The sequence below is a fragment of the Shewanella sp. FJAT-51649 genome (assembly GCF_019457435.1).
In the GTDB taxonomy this organism is placed as follows: domain Bacteria; phylum Pseudomonadota; class Gammaproteobacteria; order Enterobacterales; family Shewanellaceae; genus Shewanella; species Shewanella mangrovisoli.
Map to the genome: position 1 here is coordinate 157133 of NZ_CP080411.1, position 23997 is coordinate 181129.

14 protein-coding genes are annotated in these 23997 nt (G+C 50.1%); 13 read left to right on the forward strand and 1 reads right to left on the reverse strand.

Going from position 1 to position 23997, the window contains the following annotated elements; all coding sequences use genetic code 11:
- Nucleotides 1-18 precede the first annotated feature (18 nt).
- The 11 genes from gspD (at nucleotide 19) to K0H59_RS00770 (ending at nucleotide 10586) form a co-directional block, all read left to right on the forward strand.
- Nucleotides 19-2130: a type II secretion system secretin GspD gene (gspD, locus tag K0H59_RS00720; RefSeq protein ID WP_088213085.1), complete on the forward strand. Its 2112-nt coding sequence runs from the start codon at nucleotides 19-21 to the stop codon at nucleotides 2128-2130.
- On the forward strand, nucleotides 2127-3692 hold the full coding sequence (gspE, locus tag K0H59_RS00725; protein WP_086902859.1) for a type II secretion system ATPase GspE: 1566 nt from the start codon (nucleotides 2127-2129) through the stop codon (nucleotides 3690-3692). The genes gspD and gspE overlap by 4 nt, the downstream gene beginning before the upstream one ends.
- Nucleotides 3693-3695: 3 nt before the next feature.
- Nucleotides 3696-4919: a type II secretion system inner membrane protein GspF gene (gene gspF / locus K0H59_RS00730; protein WP_088213086.1), complete on the forward strand. Its 1224-nt coding sequence runs from the start codon at nucleotides 3696-3698 to the stop codon at nucleotides 4917-4919.
- A 70-nt stretch (nucleotides 4920-4989) separates the two neighbouring features.
- Complete coding sequence (gene gspG, locus K0H59_RS00735; protein ID WP_011715426.1) at nucleotides 4990-5424, forward strand: type II secretion system major pseudopilin GspG; 435 nt, start codon at nucleotides 4990-4992, stop codon at nucleotides 5422-5424.
- Between the two features lies 1 nt (nucleotide 5425).
- Nucleotides 5426-5998, forward strand: a complete 573-nt coding sequence (gspH, locus tag K0H59_RS00740; RefSeq protein WP_220054380.1) for a type II secretion system minor pseudopilin GspH — start codon at nucleotides 5426-5428, stop codon at nucleotides 5996-5998.
- On the forward strand, nucleotides 5985-6353 hold the full coding sequence (gene gspI, locus K0H59_RS00745; RefSeq protein ID WP_220054381.1) for a type II secretion system minor pseudopilin GspI: 369 nt from the start codon (nucleotides 5985-5987) through the stop codon (nucleotides 6351-6353). The genes gspH and gspI overlap by 14 nt, the downstream gene beginning before the upstream one ends.
- Nucleotides 6334-7101 carry a type II secretion system minor pseudopilin GspJ gene (gene gspJ, locus K0H59_RS00750; protein WP_011715429.1) on the forward strand — a complete coding sequence of 256 codons (768 nt, stop codon included), beginning with the start codon at nucleotides 6334-6336 and terminating at the stop codon, nucleotides 7099-7101. The genes gspI and gspJ overlap by 20 nt, the downstream gene beginning before the upstream one ends.
- Nucleotides 7098-8096 carry a type II secretion system minor pseudopilin GspK gene (gene gspK, locus K0H59_RS00755; RefSeq protein WP_220054382.1) on the forward strand — a complete coding sequence of 333 codons (999 nt, stop codon included), beginning with the start codon at nucleotides 7098-7100 and terminating at the stop codon, nucleotides 8094-8096. The genes gspJ and gspK overlap by 4 nt, the downstream gene beginning before the upstream one ends.
- Before the next feature lie 48 nt (nucleotides 8097-8144).
- Nucleotides 8145-9332 (forward strand): type II secretion system protein GspL, encoded by a 1188-nt coding sequence (gene gspL / locus K0H59_RS00760; RefSeq protein ID WP_023266225.1) that lies wholly within the window; start codon nucleotides 8145-8147, stop codon nucleotides 9330-9332.
- Between the two features lies 1 nt (nucleotide 9333).
- Nucleotides 9334-9810: a type II secretion system protein M gene (locus K0H59_RS00765; RefSeq protein ID WP_011715431.1), complete on the forward strand. Its 477-nt coding sequence runs from the start codon at nucleotides 9334-9336 to the stop codon at nucleotides 9808-9810.
- A gap of 14 nt (nucleotides 9811-9824) precedes the next feature.
- Entirely contained in the window at nucleotides 9825-10586 is a 762-nt protein-coding gene (locus K0H59_RS00770) for a type II secretion system protein N (RefSeq protein ID WP_220054383.1), read from the forward strand.
- Between the two features lie 61 nt (nucleotides 10587-10647).
- On the opposite strand, the gene yrfG is transcribed toward K0H59_RS00770, so the two are convergent.
- A complete protein-coding gene (yrfG, locus tag K0H59_RS00775; RefSeq protein ID WP_220054384.1) occupies nucleotides 10648-11310 on the reverse strand; it encodes a GMP/IMP nucleotidase in 663 nt (220 codons plus the stop codon).
- 334 nt (nucleotides 11311-11644) lie between these two features.
- Here yrfG and K0H59_RS00780 point away from each other — a divergent pair, with 334 nt between their 5' ends.
- Both K0H59_RS00780 and K0H59_RS00785 read left to right on the forward strand, forming a co-directional pair.
- Nucleotides 11645-12487 carry a sulfotransferase gene (locus tag K0H59_RS00780; RefSeq protein ID WP_088213094.1) on the forward strand — a complete coding sequence of 281 codons (843 nt, stop codon included), beginning with the start codon at nucleotides 11645-11647 and terminating at the stop codon, nucleotides 12485-12487.
- Between the two features lie 15 nt (nucleotides 12488-12502).
- Complete coding sequence (locus K0H59_RS00785; RefSeq protein ID WP_220054385.1) at nucleotides 12503-23956, forward strand: putative Ig domain-containing protein; 11454 nt, start codon at nucleotides 12503-12505, stop codon at nucleotides 23954-23956.
- Nucleotides 23957-23997: the final 41 nt, after the last annotated feature.

Genomic DNA, 23997 nt, shown 5'->3' on the forward strand with positions numbered 1-23997 from the left:
TTAGAGGAAAGTAAAATAATGAATAACAAACGGATTCGACGCAAACTGATTGCTGGAGTTGTGGCTGGCGCCACTATGCTGACCTCGCAATTTGTTTGGTCTGAACAATATGCGGCCAACTTTAAAGGCACTGATATCCAAGAATTTATCAACATTGTTGGTAAAAACCTGAATAAAACCATCATTGTTGACCCGACCATTCGCGGCAAGATTAACGTGCGCAGTTATGATCTGCTCAACGATGAGCAGTATTACCAATTCTTCCTCAACGTGCTGCAAGTGTACGGTTATGCCATCGTTGAGATGGAAAACAACGTCATCAAGGTCATTAAAGACAAAGATGCGAAAACCGCAGCAATTCGTGTCGCCAACGACAACGACCCAGGTTTGGGCGATGAAATGGTCACCCGCATCGTGGCGTTGTATAACACTGAAGCCAAGCAGTTAGCGCCGTTATTACGCCAGTTAAACGATAACGCCGGTGGCGGTAACGTAGTGAACTACGACCCATCGAACGTACTGATGCTGTCAGGCCGCGCCGCGGTAGTGAACAAGTTAGTTGAAATCGTTCGCCGTGTTGATAAACAGGGCGATACCTCGGTACAAGTGGTGCCACTCGAATATGCCTCAGCCGGTGAAATGGTGCGTATTATCGATACCCTTTACCGCGCGACGGCTAACCAAGCGCAGCTCCCAGGACAAGCGCCTAAGGTCGTTGCCGACGAGCGGATTAACGCCGTGGTAGTCAGTGGTGATGAAAAGAGCCGCCAACGCGTGGTGGAGCTTATCCACCGCCTTGATGCAGAGCAGGCCAGCACAGGTAATACCAAGGTTCGCTATTTACGTTACGCCAAGGCCGAAGATTTGGTTGAAGTGTTGACCGGATTTGCGCAAAAGCTTGAGGGTGAAAAAGACCCTAGCGCCCAGGCCGGAGCTAAACGTCGTAATGAAATCAACATTATGGCCCACACTGATACCAACGCCTTAGTGATCAGTGCCGAGCCAGATCAAATGCGTACTATCGAGAGTGTGATCAACCAACTCGATATTCGCCGCGCCCAAGTATTAGTCGAAGCCATTATCGTGGAAGTCGCCGAAGGCGATAACGTTGGCTTTGGGGTGCAATGGGCATCTAAAGCGGGTGGTGGTACTCAGTTTAATAACTTAGGCCCAACCATTGGTGAAATTGGTGCCGGTATTTGGCAGGCACAGGATGTGAAAGCTTCCCAAACTTGTACTGGTTCTGGGGATAATCAGACCTGTACAGACAACCCTGATACCAAAGGTGATGTGACATTACTTGCCCAAGCCTTAGGTAAAGTGAATGGTATGGCGTGGGGCGTGGCCATGGGTGACTTTGGCGCCCTAATACAAGCTGTATCGGCCGATACCAACTCGAACGTACTGGCAACACCTTCGATTACGACTTTAGATAACCAAGAAGCCTCCTTTATCGTCGGTGACGAAGTGCCGATTCTGACCGGTTCTACCGCCAGCTCAAACAACAGTAACCCATTCCAAACCGTTGAACGTAAAGAGGTTGGGGTGAAGTTAAAAGTGGTGCCTCAGATCAACGAAGGCAACGCGGTTAAACTTGCGATTGAGCAAGAAGTCTCGGGTGTAAACGGTAACACGGGTGTGGATATCTCCTTCGCGACTCGTCGTTTAACTACCACTGTGATGGCCGATTCTGGGCAAATCGTGGTGCTCGGTGGTTTGATTAACGAAGAAGTCCAAGAAAGCGTGCAGAAAGTGCCATTCCTTGGTGACATTCCGGTACTCGGACACCTATTCAAGTCGTCTTCGAGTAAGAAGACCAAAAAGAACCTGATGATCTTCATCAAGCCCACCATTATCCGTGATGGTGTGACTATGGAAGGTATCGCAGGCCGTAAATACAACTATTTCAGAGCATTACAGCTTGAGCAGCAAGAGCGCGGCGTGAACTTAATGCCAAATACTCAAGTGCCAATCTTGGAAGAATGGAATCAATCTGAATACCTGCCGCCGGAAGTGAATGAGATTTTAGAGCGTTACAAAGAAGGCAAAGGGTTAGATACCAATATGCGTAAAACGGACTCGACCCTCAAGTCGCTGGATGAAAACAAGAACAAAGACAAAACACAATGAGTGAAATACAAGTAACCCAAGTCGAGGATTTAAGCCTAGTTTCTAACGAACTAGGGCTTGAAGCCGAAGGTGATGAGGTATTTCGCTCCAGCAGCAAAGAGCGTTTACCCTTTGCCTTTGCCCACCGCCATGAGGTGATTTTAGCCTATGGCGATGATGGCGCCTTGAACCTGTTTTATACCGCTAAGACCCCATTAGCGGCGATGCTCGAAGCTCGCCGCTACTCGGGCGCGGATTTGCCTCTGGTATTGCTCGAACCGGGCAAGTTTGAGGCGAAATTAACCCAGGCCTATCAAGCCAACTCCTCTGAAGCGCAGCAGCTGATGGAAGATATTGGCAACGAGATGGATTTATTCACCCTCGCCGAAGAGCTGCCGCAAACCGAAGATCTGCTCGAAGGCGATGACGATGCGCCTATTATCAAGCTGATTAACGCCTTGTTATCTGAAGCGATTAAAGAAGAAGCCTCGGATATCCATATCGAAACCTACGAGAAACAGTTAGTCGTGCGTTTCCGTATCGACGGCGTGTTGAAGGAAGTGCTTAAGCCGAACCGTAAGCTGTCATCCTTGTTGGTGTCGCGGATTAAGGTCATGGCGCGCCTCGATATCGCCGAGAAACGTGTACCACAAGACGGCCGTATTTCGCTGCGGATTGCGGGTCGTGCGGTGGACGTACGGGTATCTACCATGCCATCGAGCCATGGCGAGCGTGTGGTGCTGCGTCTGTTAGATAAAAATGCCGGCAATTTGGACTTAAAACAACTGGGGATGACCGATAGTATCCGTGCCCAGTTCGACGAGATTATCCGTCGTCCACACGGCATTATTCTGGTGACAGGCCCTACGGGTTCGGGTAAGAGTACCACGCTGTACGCGGGTCTTACCGAAATTAACTCTAAAGATACCAATATCTTAACCGTTGAAGACCCGATCGAATACGAGTTAGAGGGTATAGGTCAAACCCAAGTGAACACTAAGGCGGACATGACCTTCGCCCGTGGTCTGCGTGCGATTCTGCGTCAAGACCCGGATGTGGTGATGATCGGGGAGATCCGTGACCTAGAAACCGCACAAATTGCGGTGCAGGCATCTTTGACTGGTCACTTAGTGATTTCAACCCTGCATACCAATACGGCCTCGGGCGCGATTACCCGTCTGCAGGACATGGGCGTAGAGCCTTTCTTAGTCTCATCGAGTTTGCTTGGGGTATTAGCCCAGCGCTTAATCCGTACACTCTGTCCAAAATGTAAGACAGAGCATGTGCCCGATGCCCGTGAGCGTGAGCTACTGGGAATGGCGGCGGACGATCATCGCCATATTTACCGCGCCAATGGCTGTAAGGCCTGTGGTAGTAGTGGCTACCGTGGTCGTACGGGTATCCATGAGCTATTGCTGGTCGATGATAATGTGCGCGAGCTGATCCACGGTGGACGTGGCGAACTGGCGATTGAGAAATATATCCGCCAGTCGGTGCCAAGCATTCGCCACGATGGCATGAGCAAGGTGCTCTCAGGTATCACCACTCTGGAAGAAGTCCTGAGGGTGACCCGCGAGGAGTAAGCTATGCCAGCATTTGAATATAAGGCGCTGGACGCCAAGGGAAAACAGCTTAAAGGGGTGATTGAGGCGGATACCGCCAGACATGCCCGTAGTCAGCTGCGTGACCAACGCATGATGCCGCTGGAGATTTTGCCGGTCACCGAAAAGGAAGCCAAGGCAAAAGGCACCGGATTCTCGCCCTTTAAACGCGGGATTTCGGTGGCGGAATTAGCGTTGATCACCCGTCAAATCGCGACACTGGTCGCGGCGGGCTTACCGATTGAGGAGTGTCTCAAGGCGGTGGGCCAGCAATGTGAGAAGGCGCGTCTCGCCAGCATGATCATGGCGGTGCGCTCCCGCGTGGTGGAAGGCTATAGTCTGGCCGACTCCCTTGCAGAATTTCCGCATATTTTCGATGACTTGTACCGCGCCATGGTGGCCTCGGGTGAAAAATCCGGCCACTTAGAAGTGGTACTGAACCGCTTAGCCGATTACACCGAACGTCGTCAGCAGCTGAAGTCCAAACTGCAACAGGCGATGATTTACCCCATTATGCTGACGATAGTGGCCATTGGGGTGGTGTCGGTGTTATTGGCCGCCGTGGTGCCAAAAGTGGTTGGCCAATTTGAGCATATGGGCGCCGAGTTACCGGCGACGACCCGCTTCTTAATTGCCGCCTCAGACTTTGTCCAGCACTATGGCCTGTTTGTTATCTTGGCTATTGGTATTCTGCTGATGGTGTTCCAGCGTCTGCTTAAGTCACCGATTTTCAAGATGAAATACCATACATTTTTGCTGAAAATGCCGGTGATTGGCCGAGTGAGTAAAGGACTCAATACCGCACGGTTTGCGCGTACCCTGAGTATTTTATCCGCCAGCTCGGTGCCTTTGTTAGATGGGATGCGCATTGCCAGCGAAGTATTGCAAAATGTTCGGGTGCGAGCGGCGGTGGATGATGCCACGGCACGCGTACGGGAAGGAACTAGCCTAGGCGCAGCGTTGACTAACACTAAGCTATTCCCGGCGATGATGTTATATATGATCGCCTCGGGGGAGAAGAGTGGTCAGCTCGAGGAAATGCTTGAGCGTGCTGCAGATAACCAGGATAGGGAATTTGAGAGTAATGTTACACTGGCGCTGGGTGTGTTCGAGCCCATGTTGGTGGTGAGCATGGCGGGGGTTGTACTCTTTATCGTGATGGCCATTCTGCAACCTATTTTGGCACTGAACAATTTGATTAGTGGCTAGTTTTTAAATTTATGGATTATTGCCTCTTTGGACTCAGAGATGGCGCAGGTTTTTCTAGGAGATGTAGTCGATGCAAATGAACAAAAAGCACAAGGGTTTTACCTTACTCGAAGTGATGGTGGTAATCGTTATCCTCGGTATTTTGGCGTCTATGGTGGTGCCAAACCTGATGGGCAACAAAGATAAAGCCGACCAACAGAAAGCGGTATCTGACATAGTAGCGCTCGAAAACGCCTTAGATATGTACAAGTTAGATAACGGTGTTTATCCAACGACTGAACAAGGTTTAGAAGCCTTAGTGCAAAAACCCACGATTTCACCCGAGCCACGTAACTACCGTGAAGAAGGTTATGTAAAGCGTTTACCACAGGATCCATGGCGCAATAACTACTTACTGTTAAGCCCTGGCGAAAACAGCAAGTTAGATATCTTTAGTGCAGGCCCAGATGGTCAACCAGGTACCGAAGACGATATCGGTAACTGGAACTTACAGAACTTCCAATAAGATGTTAACGCTGCGCCACGCCGGCTTCACCTTGATGGAGGTGATGCTGGTGATTTTGTTAATGGGACTCACCGCCGCTGCGGTGACTATGTCTATTGGCAATTCAGGTCCACAACAGGCGCTGGAAAAAAACGCGCAGCAATTTATCGCCGCCACAGAGCTAGTGCTGGATGAAACCGTCTTGAGCGGTCAATTTATCGGTATCGTGGTGGAAAAAACCAGCTATCAGTTTGTTTATTATAAAGATGGTCAATGGAATCCATTGGAGAAGGACAGGATTCTGTCTGAAAAACAAATGGAGCCCGGCGTGGTGCTGAATCTGGTGCTCGACGGTTTACCCTTAGTGCAGGAGGATGAGAAGGACGAGTCGTGGTTCGACGAGCCCTTAATCGAGCCTTCTGCGGAAGATAAGAAAAAGCATCCAGAGCCGCAGATTTTGCTGTTGCCGAGTGGTGAAATGAGCGCCTTTGAGCTGAGCTTTATAACCAAGACCGACAAGGGACCACTCGATGTGTTAGTGGTGGGCGATGCCCTTGGCCGTTTAACCCTAGGGCGACCCGATGAAATACGCTAAGGGGATGACCCTACTCGAAGTCATTGTGGCCTTGGCGGTATTTGCCATCGCCGCCGTCTCTATCACCAAAAGCTTGGGTGAGCAGATGGCGAACATGCCGATTCTGGAGTCGCGCACCCTTGCCCAATGGGTGGCGGATAATCAAATGGTGGATGCCAGACTCGATCCGCAATTTCCGGAAATCGGCAAAAAAGAAGGGCAAGTAGAACTCGCGGGTAGGGATTGGTACTGGCGTAAAGAAGTGGTGAAAACCACGGATGATAACTTTCGCATGATCCGCATTAGTGTCAGTGAAGATGAGCGTTATCAGCGTATTGCAGCACAAGTGAGCAGTTATGTCCTTAAAACAAACTAAGGCTCATAAGGGGTTTACCCTGCTGGAAATGCTGATCGCGATTGCGATTTTTGCCATGTTAGGTTTAGCCGCCAATGCGGTACTCAGCACTGTGCTGACCAATGATGAAGTGACCCGTAACTTCTCGGTTCGTTTAAAGGCATTGCAGCAGGGCTTTGGCGCGATTGAGCGCGACCTTGGGCAAATGGTGGCGCGTACCCCCAGATTACTCGAAGGCGGCCGTGGTACCACAGTCTTCCAAACGGGTAACGATATTTTAGATTCGGAATCAGAGGCCTTAGTGTTCTACCGCTTAGGCTGGCTCAATCCCGACGGCTTATTGCCCCGTGGCAGCATACAGTCGGTTGCCTACGTGGTACGCGAAGGAAAATTAGAGCGTTGGTACTTTCCATATCCCGAGCCCGAATTTGGTGCCGAGCCAATGAAGACAGTGATTATCGACAAGGTGCTCTCAGTCGAGTATTCCTTCTTTATGGAGGACAAATGGGAACGCAAGGTCGAGGCGACCAAGTTACCCAAAGCCATTGCAATGGAAATTGAGATTGAAGGCTTAGGCAAAATTCAGCGTAAGTTTATGTTGCCCTTGGGCGCGGCGGCGCCAGAGAAATCCAATGATGAGGACAACAAGAACGACAACGCCGATGACAATAAAGACGACAACGGCGACCAAGATAATAACGGTGATGGCTCGGGTAACGGGGAAGAAGACCCAGGCAAAGGTGACCCTGAAAATGAGGATGGCGCATGATTAGGCGAAATCCTGCTAAACAACGTGGCGTCGCGCTGATTGTGGTGTTGCTGATCGTGGCCATGGTGGTGATTATCGCCACCAATATTACCAGCCGAAATCAGTTGTCAATGCGCCGCACTTTAAACTTAGCCCAGTACGATCAGGCCTATTGGTATGCAATTTCTGCCGAAGAGCTGGCGAAGAAGATCCTCAAGCAGGACTTGGACGATTCGGAAGGCCGTGTACATAAGCAACAGTATTGGGCCATGAGCGACGTGGTGTTTCCGGCGGAATATGGTGAGATTGCAGGCAAGATCACCGATATGCGTTCGTGTTTTAACTTAAATGCTTTGTCCGTCACCACAAAAGATGTGGAAAACGGTCAACCTAAATTGCCCTTAGCGGCAAAGCAATACAAAGCGTTATTAGTGAGTTTAGGGATGGATGATTTTACCGCGGATCATTTAACCCAAACCCTAAAGGATTATATCGACGAGGACACGGTCGCGAGCCCATATGGCGCCGAAGATGCCGAGTACGAGGCACGAAATGTGCCATATCGCGCCGCAAATACCCTGATGAATCACAGGAGTGAGTTGCGGGCGGTGATAGGTTACACCCAAGATATTTATCTGAAATTATTGCCTTATATTTGCGTCATTCCAGGGAATGACAGACAACTGCTAAACGTGAACACCATAGATGTCGAGCAAGCGGCGCTGCTGGCGGCCATGCTGGATAATCAGATATCGGTTGGTGAGGCCGAAAGCATTATCAACCAACGCCCCGGCGATGGTTTTGCCAAGATCGATGATTTTTATGAATCCTCCTCAATGGGGTCGATTAAGTGGGAAGATGCGATGAAGTCCAGTTTTGTGGTGGACAGTCAGTACTTCCTCCTCGCCTCGGGCGCTAAGGTCGATAACGCCATTTTTAGGATGGAGAGCATGCTCAAAAAGGGCAGCGGTAACAAAATGGATGTGCTCACCCGTCAGTTTGGTGGACAAAAATAATAGCAAACAAGCTCAATCTTTTAAGATGGAAGCTGGTGGAGAAAAACTGTGAGTGAACGGCTATTTATTCGCTTAGGCAGAACCGCAGAGCAGGCATGCTCTTGGCTGGTTTGGTCCGAACAAGAACAAGAAATTATCGCCTCTGGTGAACTTGCCAACGCCCAAGGTTTATCAACCTTAACCGAGCGCGCGGGAAATCGGCCTATCGATGTATTGGTGCCAGCCTCCGCCATGACGCTCACCAGCGTGAATCTGCCCGAAAAAGGCCAACGCCAGGCCTTAAAAGCCCTGCCTTTTATGTTGGAAGAAACCATCGCCGATGATGTGGATGCGATGCACTTTACCGTTGGCCCACGCAATGGCGATGCCCTCAGTGTGGTGGCCGTTGCCCATGAACAAATGCAAACTTGGCTCAGCTGTTTGGCCGAAGCGGGTTTAAAAGTGAAGCGTATCGTGCCCGATTGCCTCGCCTTGCCATTGCAGGAATGCCAATGGGCGGCCATGCGTTTCGGTAACGAGTTATTACTGCGTACAGGATTAGGGACTGGCCACAGTCTGCCTTTACCTTGGCTACCAGTCGCGATGCAGCAACTGACGGCGCAGGCCGACGAAGTGTCGGTTGCCAGTTACACTGAGATGGAGCTGGACGGCGTTGAGCTTAAGCCGCAGCCGCTCGATTTACCTATGTTGGTACTGGCGCGTGGCATCTTACATGCGCCCATCAACTTACTCACGGGTGTGTATACGCCGAAGCGTGAATACAGTAAGCATCTGTTGCAATGGAAAAATGCCGCAATCGTGTTAGGCGTTGCCATTGTCTTGTCCTTGGTAAATAAGGGCTTAACCATTCATCAGGTGAATGGTCAGATTGCCGATTTGAAGGCGCAGAGTGAAGCCATTTACCAACAAGTGGTACCGGGGAATTCACGCATCGTGAATTTACGTTCGCAGATGGAAAGCCAACTGCGCGCACTCCAAGGCCAAGGTAGTGGTGCTGAGTTTTTTGCGATGCTCGATGGTTTACAGGACGCCTTTAAACAAGTGCCCGAGCTGAAACCAAACACCCTAAGATTTGAGAGCGCCCGTAATGAAATCCGTATGCAAGTCACGGCCAAGAATTACGCGCAAATTGAGAAGTTTAAAGAGATTGTCGGCCGTCGCTTCCAAATGGATGGCGGTACGATGAACAGCGGTGAAGATCAGGTCACCAGTACCTTAACCTTGAGGAGCAAATAAGATGGATAATTTGCGGACTTGGTGGCAAGGGCTTGCATCGCGCGAGCAGCAAATCGTCGGCTTCGGCGCCGTTTTCTTAGTGATCGGCGTGTTTTACTGGGGCATCTGGACACCCATTGCCAATGCCGAAGCCAATGCACTGCGCAACTTAACGGCGCAGCAGCAGACACTTACCTATGTAAAGCAAACGGCAAATAAAATCGCTGGCTTAAAGCAAAGCGGCGCTAAGCCGACTATGTCAGGCAGCTTAAGCTCGGTCGTTAACCAAACGGCGGGCACTTACGGATTAGTGATCACTCGCATGCAGCCCCAGGGCGATAAAATCCAAGTGTGGATGGATGATGTGCCATTCGATGCCTTACTCAATTATTTGAGTGACTTAGTGCAGAAAAAAGGCCTATCACTTGAGAGTGTTGATTTGGCAGAGGCCGACGCGCCTGGCTATGTCAAAGTAAGACGTATCCAACTAGCGCAATAGGTTAAGGTGTAGCTGTGAGTTTGATAAAAAAAATCATTATAGGTGTACTGGTTTATTTAGTGTTTTTACTGGCGCTATTTCCCGCCAGTGTCGCTGTGCGCCTCGCGCCACTGCCTGCAAATGTGGGAATTTCTGGAGTGAGCGGCAGTATTTGGTCTGGCAGCATCGAAACCTTAAATCTGCAGCAACGCCAATTGGAACAAGTTCGCTGGGAGCTGAGCCCTTGGGCGTTGTTTTTAGGTAAAGTGAAGCTGGATTTTCAGGTGGGTAGCCGTGCAACCCCAGTGAGTGCCAAAGGGTTAATCACTTGGTCTATGGGCGGTATCAGCGCTCAAGGATTGCGTTTTGAAGCGCCCGATAGCTTCTTGATTGGCAATGCTAAACTGCCCTTTAGAACCGAAATTAACGGTGAAGTCAGCCTGCTGGTGGAAACCCTAGAGCAAGGTAAACCTTGGTGCGAGCAGTTATCGGGTAAGCTGTTTTTAAATCAAACCAATGTGAAGAACCAATTCGGCAATTATCCACTGGGTAATATCGAACTGGGGCTAAGTTGTGTTGAGGGTAAAGCCCAGATCGCCACCGATGAGAGCAAAAACCAGTTGGGGATTATCGGCACGCTACAGCTAGATGAAGGCAATATGGTTAAGGTTGCCGCTAAGATTAAAGAAACCAACGAACAGCCAGAAGATATGCGTAAATCCCTCGGGATGCTGGGCAAGCGCGGCAGCGATGGTTACTTCCCTTTGGTTTATCAAGGCCGTATTCCAGGGCTTTAATCTTAGATAAGCTTGAATGATTCGATAAAGGCACCTTAGGGTGCCTTTTGTTTTTAAAGGATTAACCCGCTAGATCGGCAAACAGCAGACGATAGTCGCTAATGGCCGGAAAATCATTGAAGTTTTTGGTCGGCTTTTGGCTATCGGGATTGCTGATCCCGAGCTGATGCCCCACGCCCGCTAAGCGCGCCGCATTCAAAATCGGCTCGCTATCATCGATAAACAGGCAGCGCTCTGGCACTAGAGCGAATTTTTCAAATAGCGTTTGCCAAAATTGTGGGTGCTCCTTGGGATAACCCGTTTCATGACTCGAAATCATCGCATCTAAGCCGCTCGCCAGTTCAGTGTGCTCAAGCTTAAGCGCAAGACTCTTAGGGTGGGCATTGGTGACTAAGATACGTTTTTTGCCCGCAGCGGCGAGGGCATCGAGAAATGGCATACTGTCTTGGCGCAGCTGAATACGGTCAACTAAGTTGCGGTGAAGCCCCATAATGTCGAGCTGCAGCTCAGACTGCCAATAATCGAGGCAATACCAGTCTAACGTGCCCGCGACTCTGCCGTAGGCTTCTTCCACCAGTTGTTGTGCCTGGCTCTGGCTTAATCCCCGCTGCTTGCTCAGCTCCTGTGGCACCAAACTCAACCAAAAATGGTTATCAAAGTGCAGGTCGAGCAGGGTGCCATCCATATCGAGCAGTACAGTATCAATCTTCTTCCAGTCAAACATGGGATGTCCTGTGTGGTTGCTATTTGTCCAACAAAAAGTGGTGAATATATTCCGAACGACAAAATATGTTTTCAGATGTTTCGTATTTGTTTTGCACTATCCTTATTTGGTGGCTATTTTGTTTATCATTGGTTAAGTTTCGCGAGTTGAAATCGGTAAGTCGAAATGATTATACCGTGAATTCAACGCTGCTTTGGATAACTGCTCTAGATTGTGTGGGTAAGAGCTCTATTTATCCACATAAGTTAATTTTTACCCAGATTATGGTTAGGTGTCTTAGTCGTACGCTTTGACATTTCTATATAAATAATGATTTCAGAAAGCAAGGGATTGAATGACGGCTCAATTACATTTTATTTCGGGTTTACCTCGTTCTGGCTCCACGCTGCTTGCGGGAATATTGAGGCAAAATCCACGCTTTCACGCTGCTATGAGTAGTCCTGTTGCGGGACTTGTGAATGGTGCCTTGGAGCAAATGGGCGCAGGAAGTGAAAGCTATTCCTTTTTTGATGAACAAAAGCGCAAAGCCATTTGTCGAGCATTGATCGATGCCTACTACAGCGATAAAAGCCAAGCAGTTATTTTTGATACCAATCGTCTATGGACAGCGCGTCTTCATCAGTTAGTTGAATTAGTTGATGATTTTAAAGTGATTTGTTGTGTGCGAAATCCTGCATGGATTATGGATAGCTTTGAAAAAATTTACCGTAAAAACCCTTTTGACTACAGTCGGATGTTTAACGCAGCTACTCGCCAAACCGTATATAGCCGCTGCGAAGCTCTTATTAATACGGGTGGGAGTGTGGGGGCCGCTTGGACGGCATTAAAAGAGGCTTATTACGGCGAATATTCAGATCGATTGTTATTAGTGGATTACGATCTGCTGACTCAGCATCCAGCTCGCACTCTAGAATTAATTTACCGTTTTATTGGCGAGCCTTTGTTTGCGCATGATTTCGATAATGTCGATTATTCAGAGAATGAATTTGATCAAAACCTGGGTGTAAAAGGTTTGCATAACGTCGGTAGAAAGGTGGAGTTTAAAAATCGACGTAGCATTTTGCCACCAGATTTATTTGTGAAGTACCAAGAAATGGACTTCTGGCTGGATACTACTGGCACTGCAGCCAATATTATTGCCAGTAAAAAGTCGCCAGTAATACCAGTTAAAAACTAAGGAACTTAGAGTACTATGGCAAACAAAATTCTTACCGGGTTGTCTTCTCTGTTGCTTCCCTTTGGGCTTTATGGCGCGCCCGTGCAGCTTTCTTCTGGTTATTCACGTTCGTATCTTTCGGCTACGGCTCAAGGAAACCTACTTCCAGTAAGCACTGCAGCATCTTCAAAGGTGCTACGCGGATTGGCGCCTGAAAAGGCTAATGACCTAGATATAATTGGTGCCTACCCCGTTAAGGAGTTGGTGGTTATTGATTCTGCCGTACCGGACAAACAACTCTTTTATCGTGGCCTTAAACCCGGGATTGATATTGTTGAAATCGATTCGAGCCAATCTGGGGTACGTCAACTAAAGACTATTCTCTCTAAATATCATGATCTTGCTGCAATTCACATTGTCTCACATGCACAAGAGGGGGCCTTATTACTAGGTAACTCTCGCATCACTGCTGAGAATATAAAGCAAGAAGTGGAGGTTTTCGCTGCCTTAAATGGTGCAGTACGCGAAGGTGGTGACCTGTTGTTTTACGGTTGTGAGTTAGCTGCAAATGCTGCTGGTGAGGAGTTGCTGGATATAGTTCAGCACAACACTCATCTGGATGTGGCTGCATCAAACAATTTAACCGGAGATTCACGGCAACATGGTGACTGGAACTTAGAAATTCAGCGCGGTCATATTGAAACTGAACTGGCCTTTACCGAAAAAGCGCTTAAGGATTTTTCTGCGGTCTTAGGTCAGTATACGCCTTTGAATTTTTGTCCTGGCACATATGTTGCCAACGCAGTCAATATCACTTCTACAGATACACACTATACCATTGCGACCTCTCCTAATCGTTTATATTGTGGCCAATTCGGGCAAGTCGGTTACTCAAATCCAATGCCATCCACACACACTATTACTGTGACAGGGAATAACGGAGTTTTTAATCTTAGCCAACTTCGAATAGGTGGTGGGACTTGTCCAACTAACAAGGTCTATGGCTATAACAGTAACTCATTAGTGGCTTCGTCGACTAACAATCCTCCAGATCCTTCGAACTTTAGAACAGATATTAATATGTCCGCTTTTAGCGGAATAGCTATCGATAAGTTTGTTATTAAACTCTCTAGTTGTGCTGGTTTATCGGGTATTGTCTCATTTACCGTGCCCGATCCGGATAATACGCCGCCAACAGTAAATTCAGTGAGTTCGAGTGCCACAAATGCTACTTATAAAGTGGGTGATGTTATTGGTATTCGGGTGAACTTTAGTGAGGTTGTAAACGTTATAGGTACTCCACAGTTAACCCTTGAAACTGGCTCCACAGATAGGGTAGTGAATTATTCAAGTGGTACAGGGACAAGTGCACTGCTTTTTAATTATACGGTTCAGGCAGGGGATACCACGTCCGATTTGGATTATGTGGCAACGAATCCCCTGTCGCTCAACGGCGGTTCTATCAAAGATGCTGCGGCCAATAATGCAACACTGACATTACCATCTCCGGGTGCTGCCAACTCTCTAGGGGCCAATAAAAACATCGTCATAGATGGCGTGGTGCCTACTGTTTCCTCGGTCACGTCAAGCACAAACAGTGGCACTTATAAAGCTGGTGATGTGATTAGTATCCAGGTGAATTTCAGTGAAACAGTTAATGTGACCGGTACGCCACAACTGACGCTGGAAAATGGATCAAGTAATAGGACTGTGAACTATTCGACTGGGACAGGTACTAGTTCGCTCACATTCAGTTACACAGTACAAGCGGGAGATATCTCCAGCGATCTGGATTATGTGGCAACAAATTCCCTTGCACCCAATGGGGGTACAATTAAAGATGCTGCAGGCAACAATGCGACTTTAACTCTTGCATCGCCTGGAGCAGCAAACTCCTTAGGTGCGAATACAGCGATAGTTATTGACGCGGTGACACCTTCGGTGACGAGTATCGCCCCCAGTGGTGGAGCAGTATCAACTGATACCAGTGTGGATTTCACGGTGAACTTCAGTGAGTCGGTGAGCAATATTTCCACCGATGATTTCAGCTTAGTAACAACTGGCGGTGCAACGGGCACAATTGCCAGTGTGTCTGCTAGTACTGGTTCCAGTGTGACAGTGACGGTCAGTGGTATCAGTGGGAATGGCTCGATCAAGCTCAATCTGAACGGTTCAACAAACATTTCAGATGCCGCAGGTAATTCAGGTCCTGCAGCCTATAGCAGCGGTACAACCCACACGGTCGCAATTCCTACTGCACCAAATGCACCTACGATAGGTACGGCTACAGCGGGGGATGGTCAAGCAAACGTGACCTTCACAGCTCCTGGCAGTAATGGTGGTTCGGATATTACCACTTACACCGCAACAGCTAATCCTGGAGGGGCGACAGGAAACTGTGCTGGTCCTGCAGCCTGCACCATTACAGTTGGCTCATTAACTAACGGTACTGCCTATACCTTCACTGTAACTGCGACCAATGCTATTGGAACTGGCTTGGCATCAGGGAGCTCAAATGCAGTAACTCCGAAAGCTGATCAGATCATTACTTTTGCGCAACCTGCCAATTATAACTTTGGTGCTACACCAACGCTGACGGCGACTTCTAATTCTGGACTGACAGTAAGTTTCTCGTCGTCAACCTCAGGCGTTTGTACTATCACTTCCGGTGGCGCGCTTACCTTTGTCACTGCTGGTACTTGTACTATAGATGCCGATCAATCCGGTAACGCTGCGACTAATGCCGCTATGACGGTTACGCGTTCGTTTGCTGTTAATGCGGTAACACCGACGGCACCAACAATCGGTACTGCAACCGCAGGGAATACTCAAGCATCGGTTAGCTTTACCGCTCCTGTAAGTAATGGCGGTGCAGCGGTTACCGGTTATACAGTTACCTCTAATCCCGGTGGTTTTATTGGATCAGGAACCAGCTCGCCAATTGCTGTTACTGGTTTGACAAATGGAGTGTCCTATACATTTACCGTTACCGCGACCAACTCTGTCGGGACAGGTTCTGCTTCCGCGGCGTCCAATTCTGTTACTCCTGTGTCACCTCAGACAATTACTTTTACGAATCCTGGTGCACAGAGTTTTGGTTCTTCGCCAACTTTAGTCGCGACATCCGACTCAGGGTTAACAACGACTTTTACTTCATCAACTACAGGGGTTTGTACTATCACAACGGGCGGAACCCTGACGTTCGTTACGGCTGGTTCTTGTACCATTAACGCTGACCAAGTGGGTAATTCATCCTACTTGCCTGCAACTCAAGTTTCCCAAACCTTTACAGTTAATCCTGCATTGCCTAGTGTTCCTACAAGTGTAACTGCGACGGCTGGGAATGCTCAGGCAAGTGTGGCCTTTACCGCTCCGGTCAATACTGGTGGCACGAGTATTACAGGTTATACAGTAACAGTCAGCCCTGCGGATGTTGCACCAATTAATGGTTCAGGTTCACCGATAGTAGTGTCGGGTTTAACTAACGGGCAGGCTTATACTTTTACTGTCACTGCTAATAACTCAGCAGGAACTGGTCCTGCATCAGCAGCATCCAACTCGATAACCCCCAAAGCGACTCAGATCATTACTTTCAATAACCCCGGTGCGCAGAACTTTGGTTCGTCACCAATGTTTAGTGCGACTTCTGATTCTGGTTTATTACCTACCTTTACTTCATCCACAACTGGTGTTTGTACGATCACAAGCCTTGGTGCTGTGACATTCGTCACTGCGGGAACTTGTACTATTAATGCAGATCAGTCTGGTAACGCCAGTTATTTACCAGCGACCCAAGTTAGTCGTTCCTTTACAGTGAATGCTGTTGTTCCTGGGGCACCAGTCATTGGCACGGCGACAGCCGGTGATGCTCAAGCCTCGGTGAGTTTTACCGCTCCAGGATTTAGTGGTGGTACAGCAATTACGGGATATACCTTAGTCTCTACTCCTGGTGGTATTACCGCATCGGGTGCTTCTTCGCCCATCACAATTACGGGATTAACCAACGGAACTTCCTATTCATTTACTGTAGCTGCGACAAATTCGGCTGGTTTAGGTAGTGCTTCAGCGGCAAGTAACACAGTAAAACCCAATGGCGCACCAGTCATTAATGGCACACCAACGTTAACCGTTAACCAAGGTGCGCTATATAACTTCGCGCCAGTAGCGACGGACTCCCTTGGAGATAGTCTAACGTTTAGCATTAATCAGACTATTTCATGGCTGACCTTTAATAGCGTAACGGGAGCTTTATCTGGCACACCTTCTAATCAAGATGTGGGTGTGATTAACGGTATTGTGATCAGTGTGTCAGATGGTTCACTGTCTGCCAGTCTTCCTCCCTTTGATCTGAGAGTGATTAACGTCAACGATGCACCGACCATCAGTTCAACCGCACTCACCAGTGCCACTCAAGATGCGGCCTATAGCTACATCTTGGTGGCGACGGACAGCGACGTGGGCGACAGTCTCACCTTAAGTGCCGTCACACTGCCAAGCTGGCTGAGTTTCAATGCGGCGACGGGCGTGCTGAGTGGTACTCCAACTAACGCTAATGTGGGTAGCCATGCAGTATTGTTACGCGCCACGGACGGAGATGGTCTGACGATTGACCAGAGCTTTACGATAGTGGTGGCAAACGTCAACGATGTACCGACCATTAGTTCAACGGCGTTAACGAGTGCGACTCAAGATGCGGCCTATAGCTACACCTTGGTAGCGACGGACAGCGATGTGGGCGACAGTCTGACCCTCAGTGCGGTGACCTTACCAAGTTGGCTGAGCTTCAATACGGCGACGGGCGTGCTGAGTGGTACGCCAACTAACGCTAACGTTGGCAGTTATGCGGTATTGCTACGCGCCACGGATGTGGATGGCTTAACCGCAGACCAGAGCTTTACGATAGTGGTGGCAAACGTTAACGATGCACCAACCATCAGCTCAACCGCGGTGACCAACACCACCCAGGATGCGGCCTATAGCTACACCTTGGTGGCGACGGACAGCGACGTGGGCGACAGTCTCATCTTGAGCGCAGTGACCTTACCAAGCTGGCTTAACTTCAATGCGGCTACGGGAGTGCTCAGTGGTACCCCAACTAACGCTAACGTCGGCAGTCATGTAGTAGTGTTACGCGCCACGGACGGAGATGGTCTGACGATTGACCAGAGCTTTACGATAGTGGTGGCAAACGTCAACGATGTACCGACCATTAGTTCAACGGCGTTAACGAGTGCGACTCAAGATGCGGCCTATAGCTACACCTTGGTAGCGACGGACAGCGATGTGGGCGACAGTCTGACCCTCAGTGCGGTGACCTTACCAAGTTGGCTGAGCTTCAATACGGCGACGGGCGTGCTGAGTGGTACGCCAACTAACGCTAACGTTGGCAGTTATGCGGTATTGCTACGCGCCACGGATGTGGATGGCTTAACCGCAGACCAGAGCTTTACGATAGTGGTGGCAAACGTTAACGATGCACCAACCATCAGCTCAACCGCGGTGACCAACACCACCCAGGATGCGGCCTATAGCTACACCTTGGTGGCGACGGACAGCGACGTGGGCGACAGTCTCATCTTGAGCGCAGTGACCTTACCAAGCTGGCTTAACTTCAATGCGGCGACGGGAGTGCTCAGTGGTACCCCAACTAACGCTAACGTCGGCAGTCATGTAGTAGTGTTACGCGCCACGGACGGAGATGGTCTGACGATTGACCAGAGCTTTACGATAGTGGTGGCGAACGTTAATGATGCACCGACTATCAGTTCAACGGCAATCACGAGTGCGACCCAGGATGCGGCCTATAGCTACACCTTAGTGGCGACGGACAGCGATGTGGGCGACAGTCTCACTTTAAGCGCAGTGACCTTGCCAAGTTGGCTGAACTTCAATACGGCCACGGGCGTGCTGAGTGGTACCCCAACTAACGCGAACGTGGGTAGCTATGCGGTGGTGTTACGCGCCACGGATGTAGATGGCTTAACCGCAGACCAGAGCTTTACGATAGTGGTGGCGAACGTTAATGATGCACCGACTATCAGTTCAACCGCACTCACCAGTGCCACTCAAGATGCGGCCTATAGCTACACCTTAGTGGCGACGGACAGCGACGTGGGCGACAGTCTCACTTTAAGCGCAGTGACCTTGCCAAGTTGGCTGAACTTCAATACGGCCACGGGCGTGCTGAGTGGTACCCCAACTAACGCGAACGTGGGTAGCTATGCGGTGGTGTTACGCGCCACGGATGTAGATGGCTTAACCGCAGACCAGAGCTTTACGATAGTGGTGGCAAACGTTAATGATGCACCGACTATCAGTTCAACGGCAATCACGAGTGCGACCCAGGATGCGGCCTATAGCTACACCTTAGTGGCGACGGACAGCGATGTGGGCGACAGTCTCACTTTAAGCGCAGTGACCTTGCCAAGTTGGCTGAACTTCAATACGGCCACGGGCGTGCTGAGTGGTACCCCAACTAACGCGAACGTGGGTAGCTATGCGGTGGTGTTACGCGCCACGGATGTAGATGGCTTAACCGCAGACCAGAGCTTTACGATAGTGGTGGCGAACGTTAATGATGCACCGACTATCAGTTCAACCGCACTCACCAGTGCCACTCAAGATGCGGCCTATAGCTACACCTTAGTGGCGACGGACAGCGACGTGGGCGACAGTCTCACTTTAAGCGCAGTGACCTTGCCAAGTTGGCTGAACTTCAATACGGCCACGGGCGTGCTGAGTGGTACCCCAACTAACGCGAACGTGGGTAGCTATGCGGTGGTGTTACGCGCCACGGATGTAGATGGCTTAACCGCAGACCAGAGCTTTACGATAGTGGTGGCAAACGTTAATGATGCACCGACTATCAGTTCAACGGCAATCACGAGTGCGACCCAGGATGCGGCCTATAGCTACACCTTAGTGGCGACGGACAGCGATGTGGGCGACAGTCTCACTTTAAGCGCAGTGACCTTGCCAAGTTGGCTGAACTTCAATACGGCCACGGGCGTGCTGAGTGGTACCCCAACTAACGCGAACGTGGGTAGCTATGCGGTGGTGTTACGCGCCACGGATGTAGATGGCTTAACCGCAGACCAGAGCTTTACGATAGTGGTGGCGAACGTTAATGATGCACCGACTATCAGTTCAACGGCAATCACGAGTGCGACCCAGGATGCGGCCTATAGCTACACCTTGGTCGCAACAGACAGCGATGTGGGCGACAGTCTCACTTTAAGCGCAGTGACCTTGCCAAGTTGGCTGAACTTCAATACGGCCACGGGCGTGCTGAGTGGTACCCCAACTAACGCGAACGTGGGTAGCTATGCGGTGGTGTTACGCGCCACGGATGTAGATGGCTTAACCGCAGACCAGAGCTTTACGATAGTGGTGGCGAACGTTAATGATGCACCGACTATCAGTTCAACCGCACTCACCAGTGCCACTCAAGATGCGGCCTATAGCTACACCTTGGTCGCAACAGACAGCGATGTGGGCGACAGTCTCACTTTAAGCGCAGTGACCTTGCCAAGTTGGCTGAACTTCAATACGGCCACGGGCGTGCTGAGTGGTACCCCAACTAACGCGAACGTGGGTAGCTATGCGGTGGTGTTACGCGCCACGGATGTAGATGGCTTAACCGCAGACCAGAGCTTTACGATAGTGGTGGCGAACGTTAATGATGCACCGACTATCAGTTCAACGGCAATCACGAGTGCGACCCAAGATGCGGCCTACAGCTACACCTTAGTGGCGACGGACAGTGATGTGGGGGACCGTCTCACCTTAAGCGCGGTGACCTTACCAAGCTGGCTGAGTTTCAATGCGGCGACAGGCGTGCTGAGTGGTACCCCAACTAACGCGAACGTGGGTAGCTATGCGGTGGTGTTACGCGCCACGGATGTAGATGGCTTAACCGCAGACCAGAGCTTTACGATAGTGGTGGCAAACGTTAATGATGCACCGACTATCAGTTCGACGGCGTTAACGAGTGCGACTCAGGATGCGGCCTACAGCTACACCTTGGTAGCGACGGACAGCGATGTGGGGGACCGTCTCACCTTAAGCGCGGTGACCTTACCAAGCTGGCTGAGTTTCAATGCGGCGACAGGCGTGCTGAGTGGTACCCCAACTAATGCTAACGTCGGCAGCCATGCGGTAGTGTTACGCGCCTCGGATGTGGATGGCTTAACCGCAGACCAAAGCTTTACGATTGTCGTGGCAAACGTTAACGATGCACCAGTTGCTACCAATCAGACAGTGACGCTAGAGGAAGATAGTTCGCTGATGATCACGCTTGCCGCTGAGGATGCCGACAATGATCCTCTGACCTATGAGATCACCGCGCAACCAGCCTCTGGTACCTTAGAGCAACACGGTAGTGTCTGGCTTTATACACCTGAGAAGGATTTTAATGGTACCGACTCTATTGGCTTTATTGCCAAAGATGCGGAGTTAAGCTCAGAGCCTGCGACTGTCACCATTACGGTTACGCCAGTGAACGACGATCCTCAAGCTGTTGATGACAGCTATACCTTAACCAGTGCCCCCAATGACACCTATACACTGGCCGTATTGGCAAACGATGTGGATGTCGATGGTGACACCCTAACCATTGATGGCGCTGCTGCGGATATTGGCAGTGTGCAAATCACCTCAGATGGGCTCAGTTTTACCGCGCCCGAGGCTTATGTGGGGCCTGTTGCACTGCGTTATACCATCAGCGATGATCACAAAGGCCGAGCAACCGCCAAAGTGAATGTGCTGATTGAAGGCGCTGACTCAGCGAATCAACCCGTGATCACTCTACCTGATGATGTTGAGGTAAATGCGACTGGCCTGTTTACGCGGGTGAAACTCGGTTTTGCCAAGGCGGTTGACCGTAATGGCCATCCATTACCTGTGTCGCTGGTGAATAAGAGCTTGTTCTTCGCCCCTGGCAACTACTTAGCCTATTGGCAGGCAGTGGATGGCGAGGGTAATAAGGCGATTAAAGCGCAGAAAGTCAAAGTCAATCCATTGATTTCACTGAGCAAAGATCAAGTGGTAGCCGAAGGTAACCAAGTGACTGTGAGTGTTCATCTCAATGGTGAGGCGCCGAGTTATCCGCTGAGTATTCCATTCACAGTATCCGGTTCAGCCGATAGCAGCGACCATGATTTGGTTGATGGTGTTGTCGAGATAACCTCGGGACAGATGGCGGAAATCCACTTTACTACCCTGAATGATGGTGTGACCGAAGGGGATGAAGAGGTGCTTATCAGCCTAGATCCAAGCTTGAATCTTGGTAGTAAGCAGCAGACTCAAGTGGTGATTACCGAAGCTAATATTGCACCACAGGTCAGTTTGGCGGTGACTCAAGCTGGCCAGCAGCAAGTCATTGTCGCGCAAAATGGCGGTGATGTGCATATCCGTGCCACAGCATCCGATGCCAATGAGCAAGATACATTGACGCTGACGTGGGCAAGCGGCGCGCTAAGTTTGCAAGCGGATGCGACAGGCATGGCATTCTCTCCAGCAGCGGTGACTCCGGGGATTTATCCCGTGAGCCTAACTGCCACCGATGATGGTTCACCTGTGCTGTCGAGTACCGAAACAGTGTACATCGTAGTGCGTCCAAGTTTAGCCGCATTGACGAGTGCCGATACGGATGGCGATTTAATTCCCGATGATCAAGAAGGCTATAGCGACAGCGATCGTGATGGTATTCCTGATTATTTGGACGCGAATAACGACTGTAATGTGATGCCTGAAGGCGAATTACAGCCAGTCTACTTCTTGGCCGAAGGGCAGGCGGGCGTCTGTTTACGTTTAGGGAATATTGCCCTAAGACGTGGGCAGAGCGGCATGCAGCTACAACCTGAAGTCGTGACTGAAGATGCTTTAGCAGCCAATGTTGGTGGTATTTTCGACTTTATCGCGACGGGCCTACCACAACAGGGCCAAAGCTATAGCTTAGTATTACCACAACGCTCGCCCGTTCCTGCGAATGCCGTCTATCGCAAGTTCAATGCTCAAGCGGGCTGGCGAGACTTTGTGATTGATGCAAACAACACTGTTGCCAGTACCGAGGGTGAACGTGGTTTCTGCCCGCCACCGGGGGATAGCCGTTGGACGCCGGGATTAACCGAAGGCCATTGGTGTGTGCAGTTAACCATCGAAGACGGTGGCCCTAACGATGATGATGGTGTGGCTAACCGTACTATTGTCGACCCAAGTGGCGTGGCGGTGATGCTCAATGGTAACCACTTACCTGTCGCCAATCCCGACTCGGCAGCAATTGCCTGGAACCAGAGTATCGATGTGAACGTGCTTGCCAACGATACGGATGGCGATGGGGATAGTTTGAGCATCACTCAAGTGATTAGTGAGTTTGGCACTGTTACAGTGTTAGCTGACCAACAGATCAGTTACACACCGGCGGCAGATTTTATCGGCACCGATGTGTTGGTGTATAGCATTACCGATGGCAAGGGCGGTACGGCAAGTAGTGAACTGACGATAGTGGTGAATGGCAACATAGCACCTGTGACTGTCGACGATAGCGCCGCCACCGATGATCGCACCAGCCTGCTTATCGACGTGCTGAGTAATGACACCGATGCGGATGGTAATACGTTGACCCTGTTAAGTGCGACGGCTCAACAAGGCACTGTGACTATCGAAGCGAATAAACTGCGCTACATCCCTAAAACAGGGTTCGATGGCGTGGATACTGTGACCTATAGGATTAGCGACGGCCAAGGTGGTGAAGCAACGGGGCAAGTGCTTATCACAGTGAAAGCCTATCAAGAGGTCATTATCGATAATAAGTCAGGAGGTGGCAGTATGACCTTATGGGCGTTGGCATTCATCTTAGCGTGCGCCATGTTGCGCCGCCGAGAGTTACAGCGATTTGCTTTAGGCAGCCTGTTATTGCTCAGTGTGACACAACAGGCGCAGGCAACAGACTGGTATGTTGAGGGTTTTATCGGCCAAGCGCAGGCCGATAAAACCCTGCCTGAGTTGAACGTCCAAGTTGGAGAGGGACAACTCCTCAACGTCGATGACTCGGATACCGCATTTGGGGTGAGTCTGGGTTATCAGTGGACGCCGACCGTAGCGTTAGAACTGGGCTATGCCGACTTTGGTGAAGGCAGCGCGAGAATTAAGGGCTCAACCTTAACGCCGGAGCAATACCATGAGTTGGTGAAAACCGTCACCCCTGTGCTTGCCGATGGGGTCATGTTGGGCCTGAGATTTACCCTGCTGCAGCATCAAGGTTGGCGCTTTGAAGTACCCGTTGGCTTGTTCCATTGGCAAGCCGATATCAGCAGTACCATGGGCAATACCAGGATCAAGACCGACTTGGATGGCACTGATTGGTATGCGGGAGTGCGTTTTAGTTACCAATTCAGTGATGCTTGGTCCGTGGGGTTAGGTTATCAATACATAGATATCGAGCCGAATGACCTATTGAGTTATCAACTCAATCTGCGCTATCAGTTTTAAATGATGTCGACATAAAAAGGGGCTTAGCCCCTTTTTTGTTG

Bases quoted from the DNA above. Each gene is read 5' to 3' on its own strand.
- gspI (WP_220054381.1), top strand. From the start codon at position 5,985: ATGAAATACGCTAAGGGGATGACCCTACTCGAAGTCATTGTGGCCTTG.
- K0H59_RS00780 (WP_088213094.1), top strand. From the start codon at position 11,645: ATGACGGCTCAATTACATTTTATTTCGGGTTTACCTCGTTCTGGCTCC.
- gspD (WP_088213085.1), top strand. From the start codon at position 19: ATGAATAACAAACGGATTCGACGCAAACTGATTGCTGGAGTTGTGGCT.
- K0H59_RS00785 (WP_220054385.1), top strand. From the start codon at position 12,503: ATGGCAAACAAAATTCTTACCGGGTTGTCTTCTCTGTTGCTTCCCTTT.
- gspK (WP_220054382.1), top strand. From the start codon at position 7,098: ATGATTAGGCGAAATCCTGCTAAACAACGTGGCGTCGCGCTGATTGTG.
- yrfG (WP_220054384.1), bottom strand. From the start codon at position 11,310: ATGTTTGACTGGAAGAAGATTGATACTGTACTGCTCGATATGGATGGC.
- gspE (WP_086902859.1), top strand. From the start codon at position 2,127: ATGAGTGAAATACAAGTAACCCAAGTCGAGGATTTAAGCCTAGTTTCT.
- gspG (WP_011715426.1), top strand. From the start codon at position 4,990: ATGCAAATGAACAAAAAGCACAAGGGTTTTACCTTACTCGAAGTGATG.
- gspF (WP_088213086.1), top strand. From the start codon at position 3,696: ATGCCAGCATTTGAATATAAGGCGCTGGACGCCAAGGGAAAACAGCTT.
- gspH (WP_220054380.1), top strand. From the start codon at position 5,426: ATGTTAACGCTGCGCCACGCCGGCTTCACCTTGATGGAGGTGATGCTG.
- gspJ (WP_011715429.1), top strand. From the start codon at position 6,334: ATGTCCTTAAAACAAACTAAGGCTCATAAGGGGTTTACCCTGCTGGAA.
- K0H59_RS00765 (WP_011715431.1), top strand. From the start codon at position 9,334: ATGGATAATTTGCGGACTTGGTGGCAAGGGCTTGCATCGCGCGAGCAG.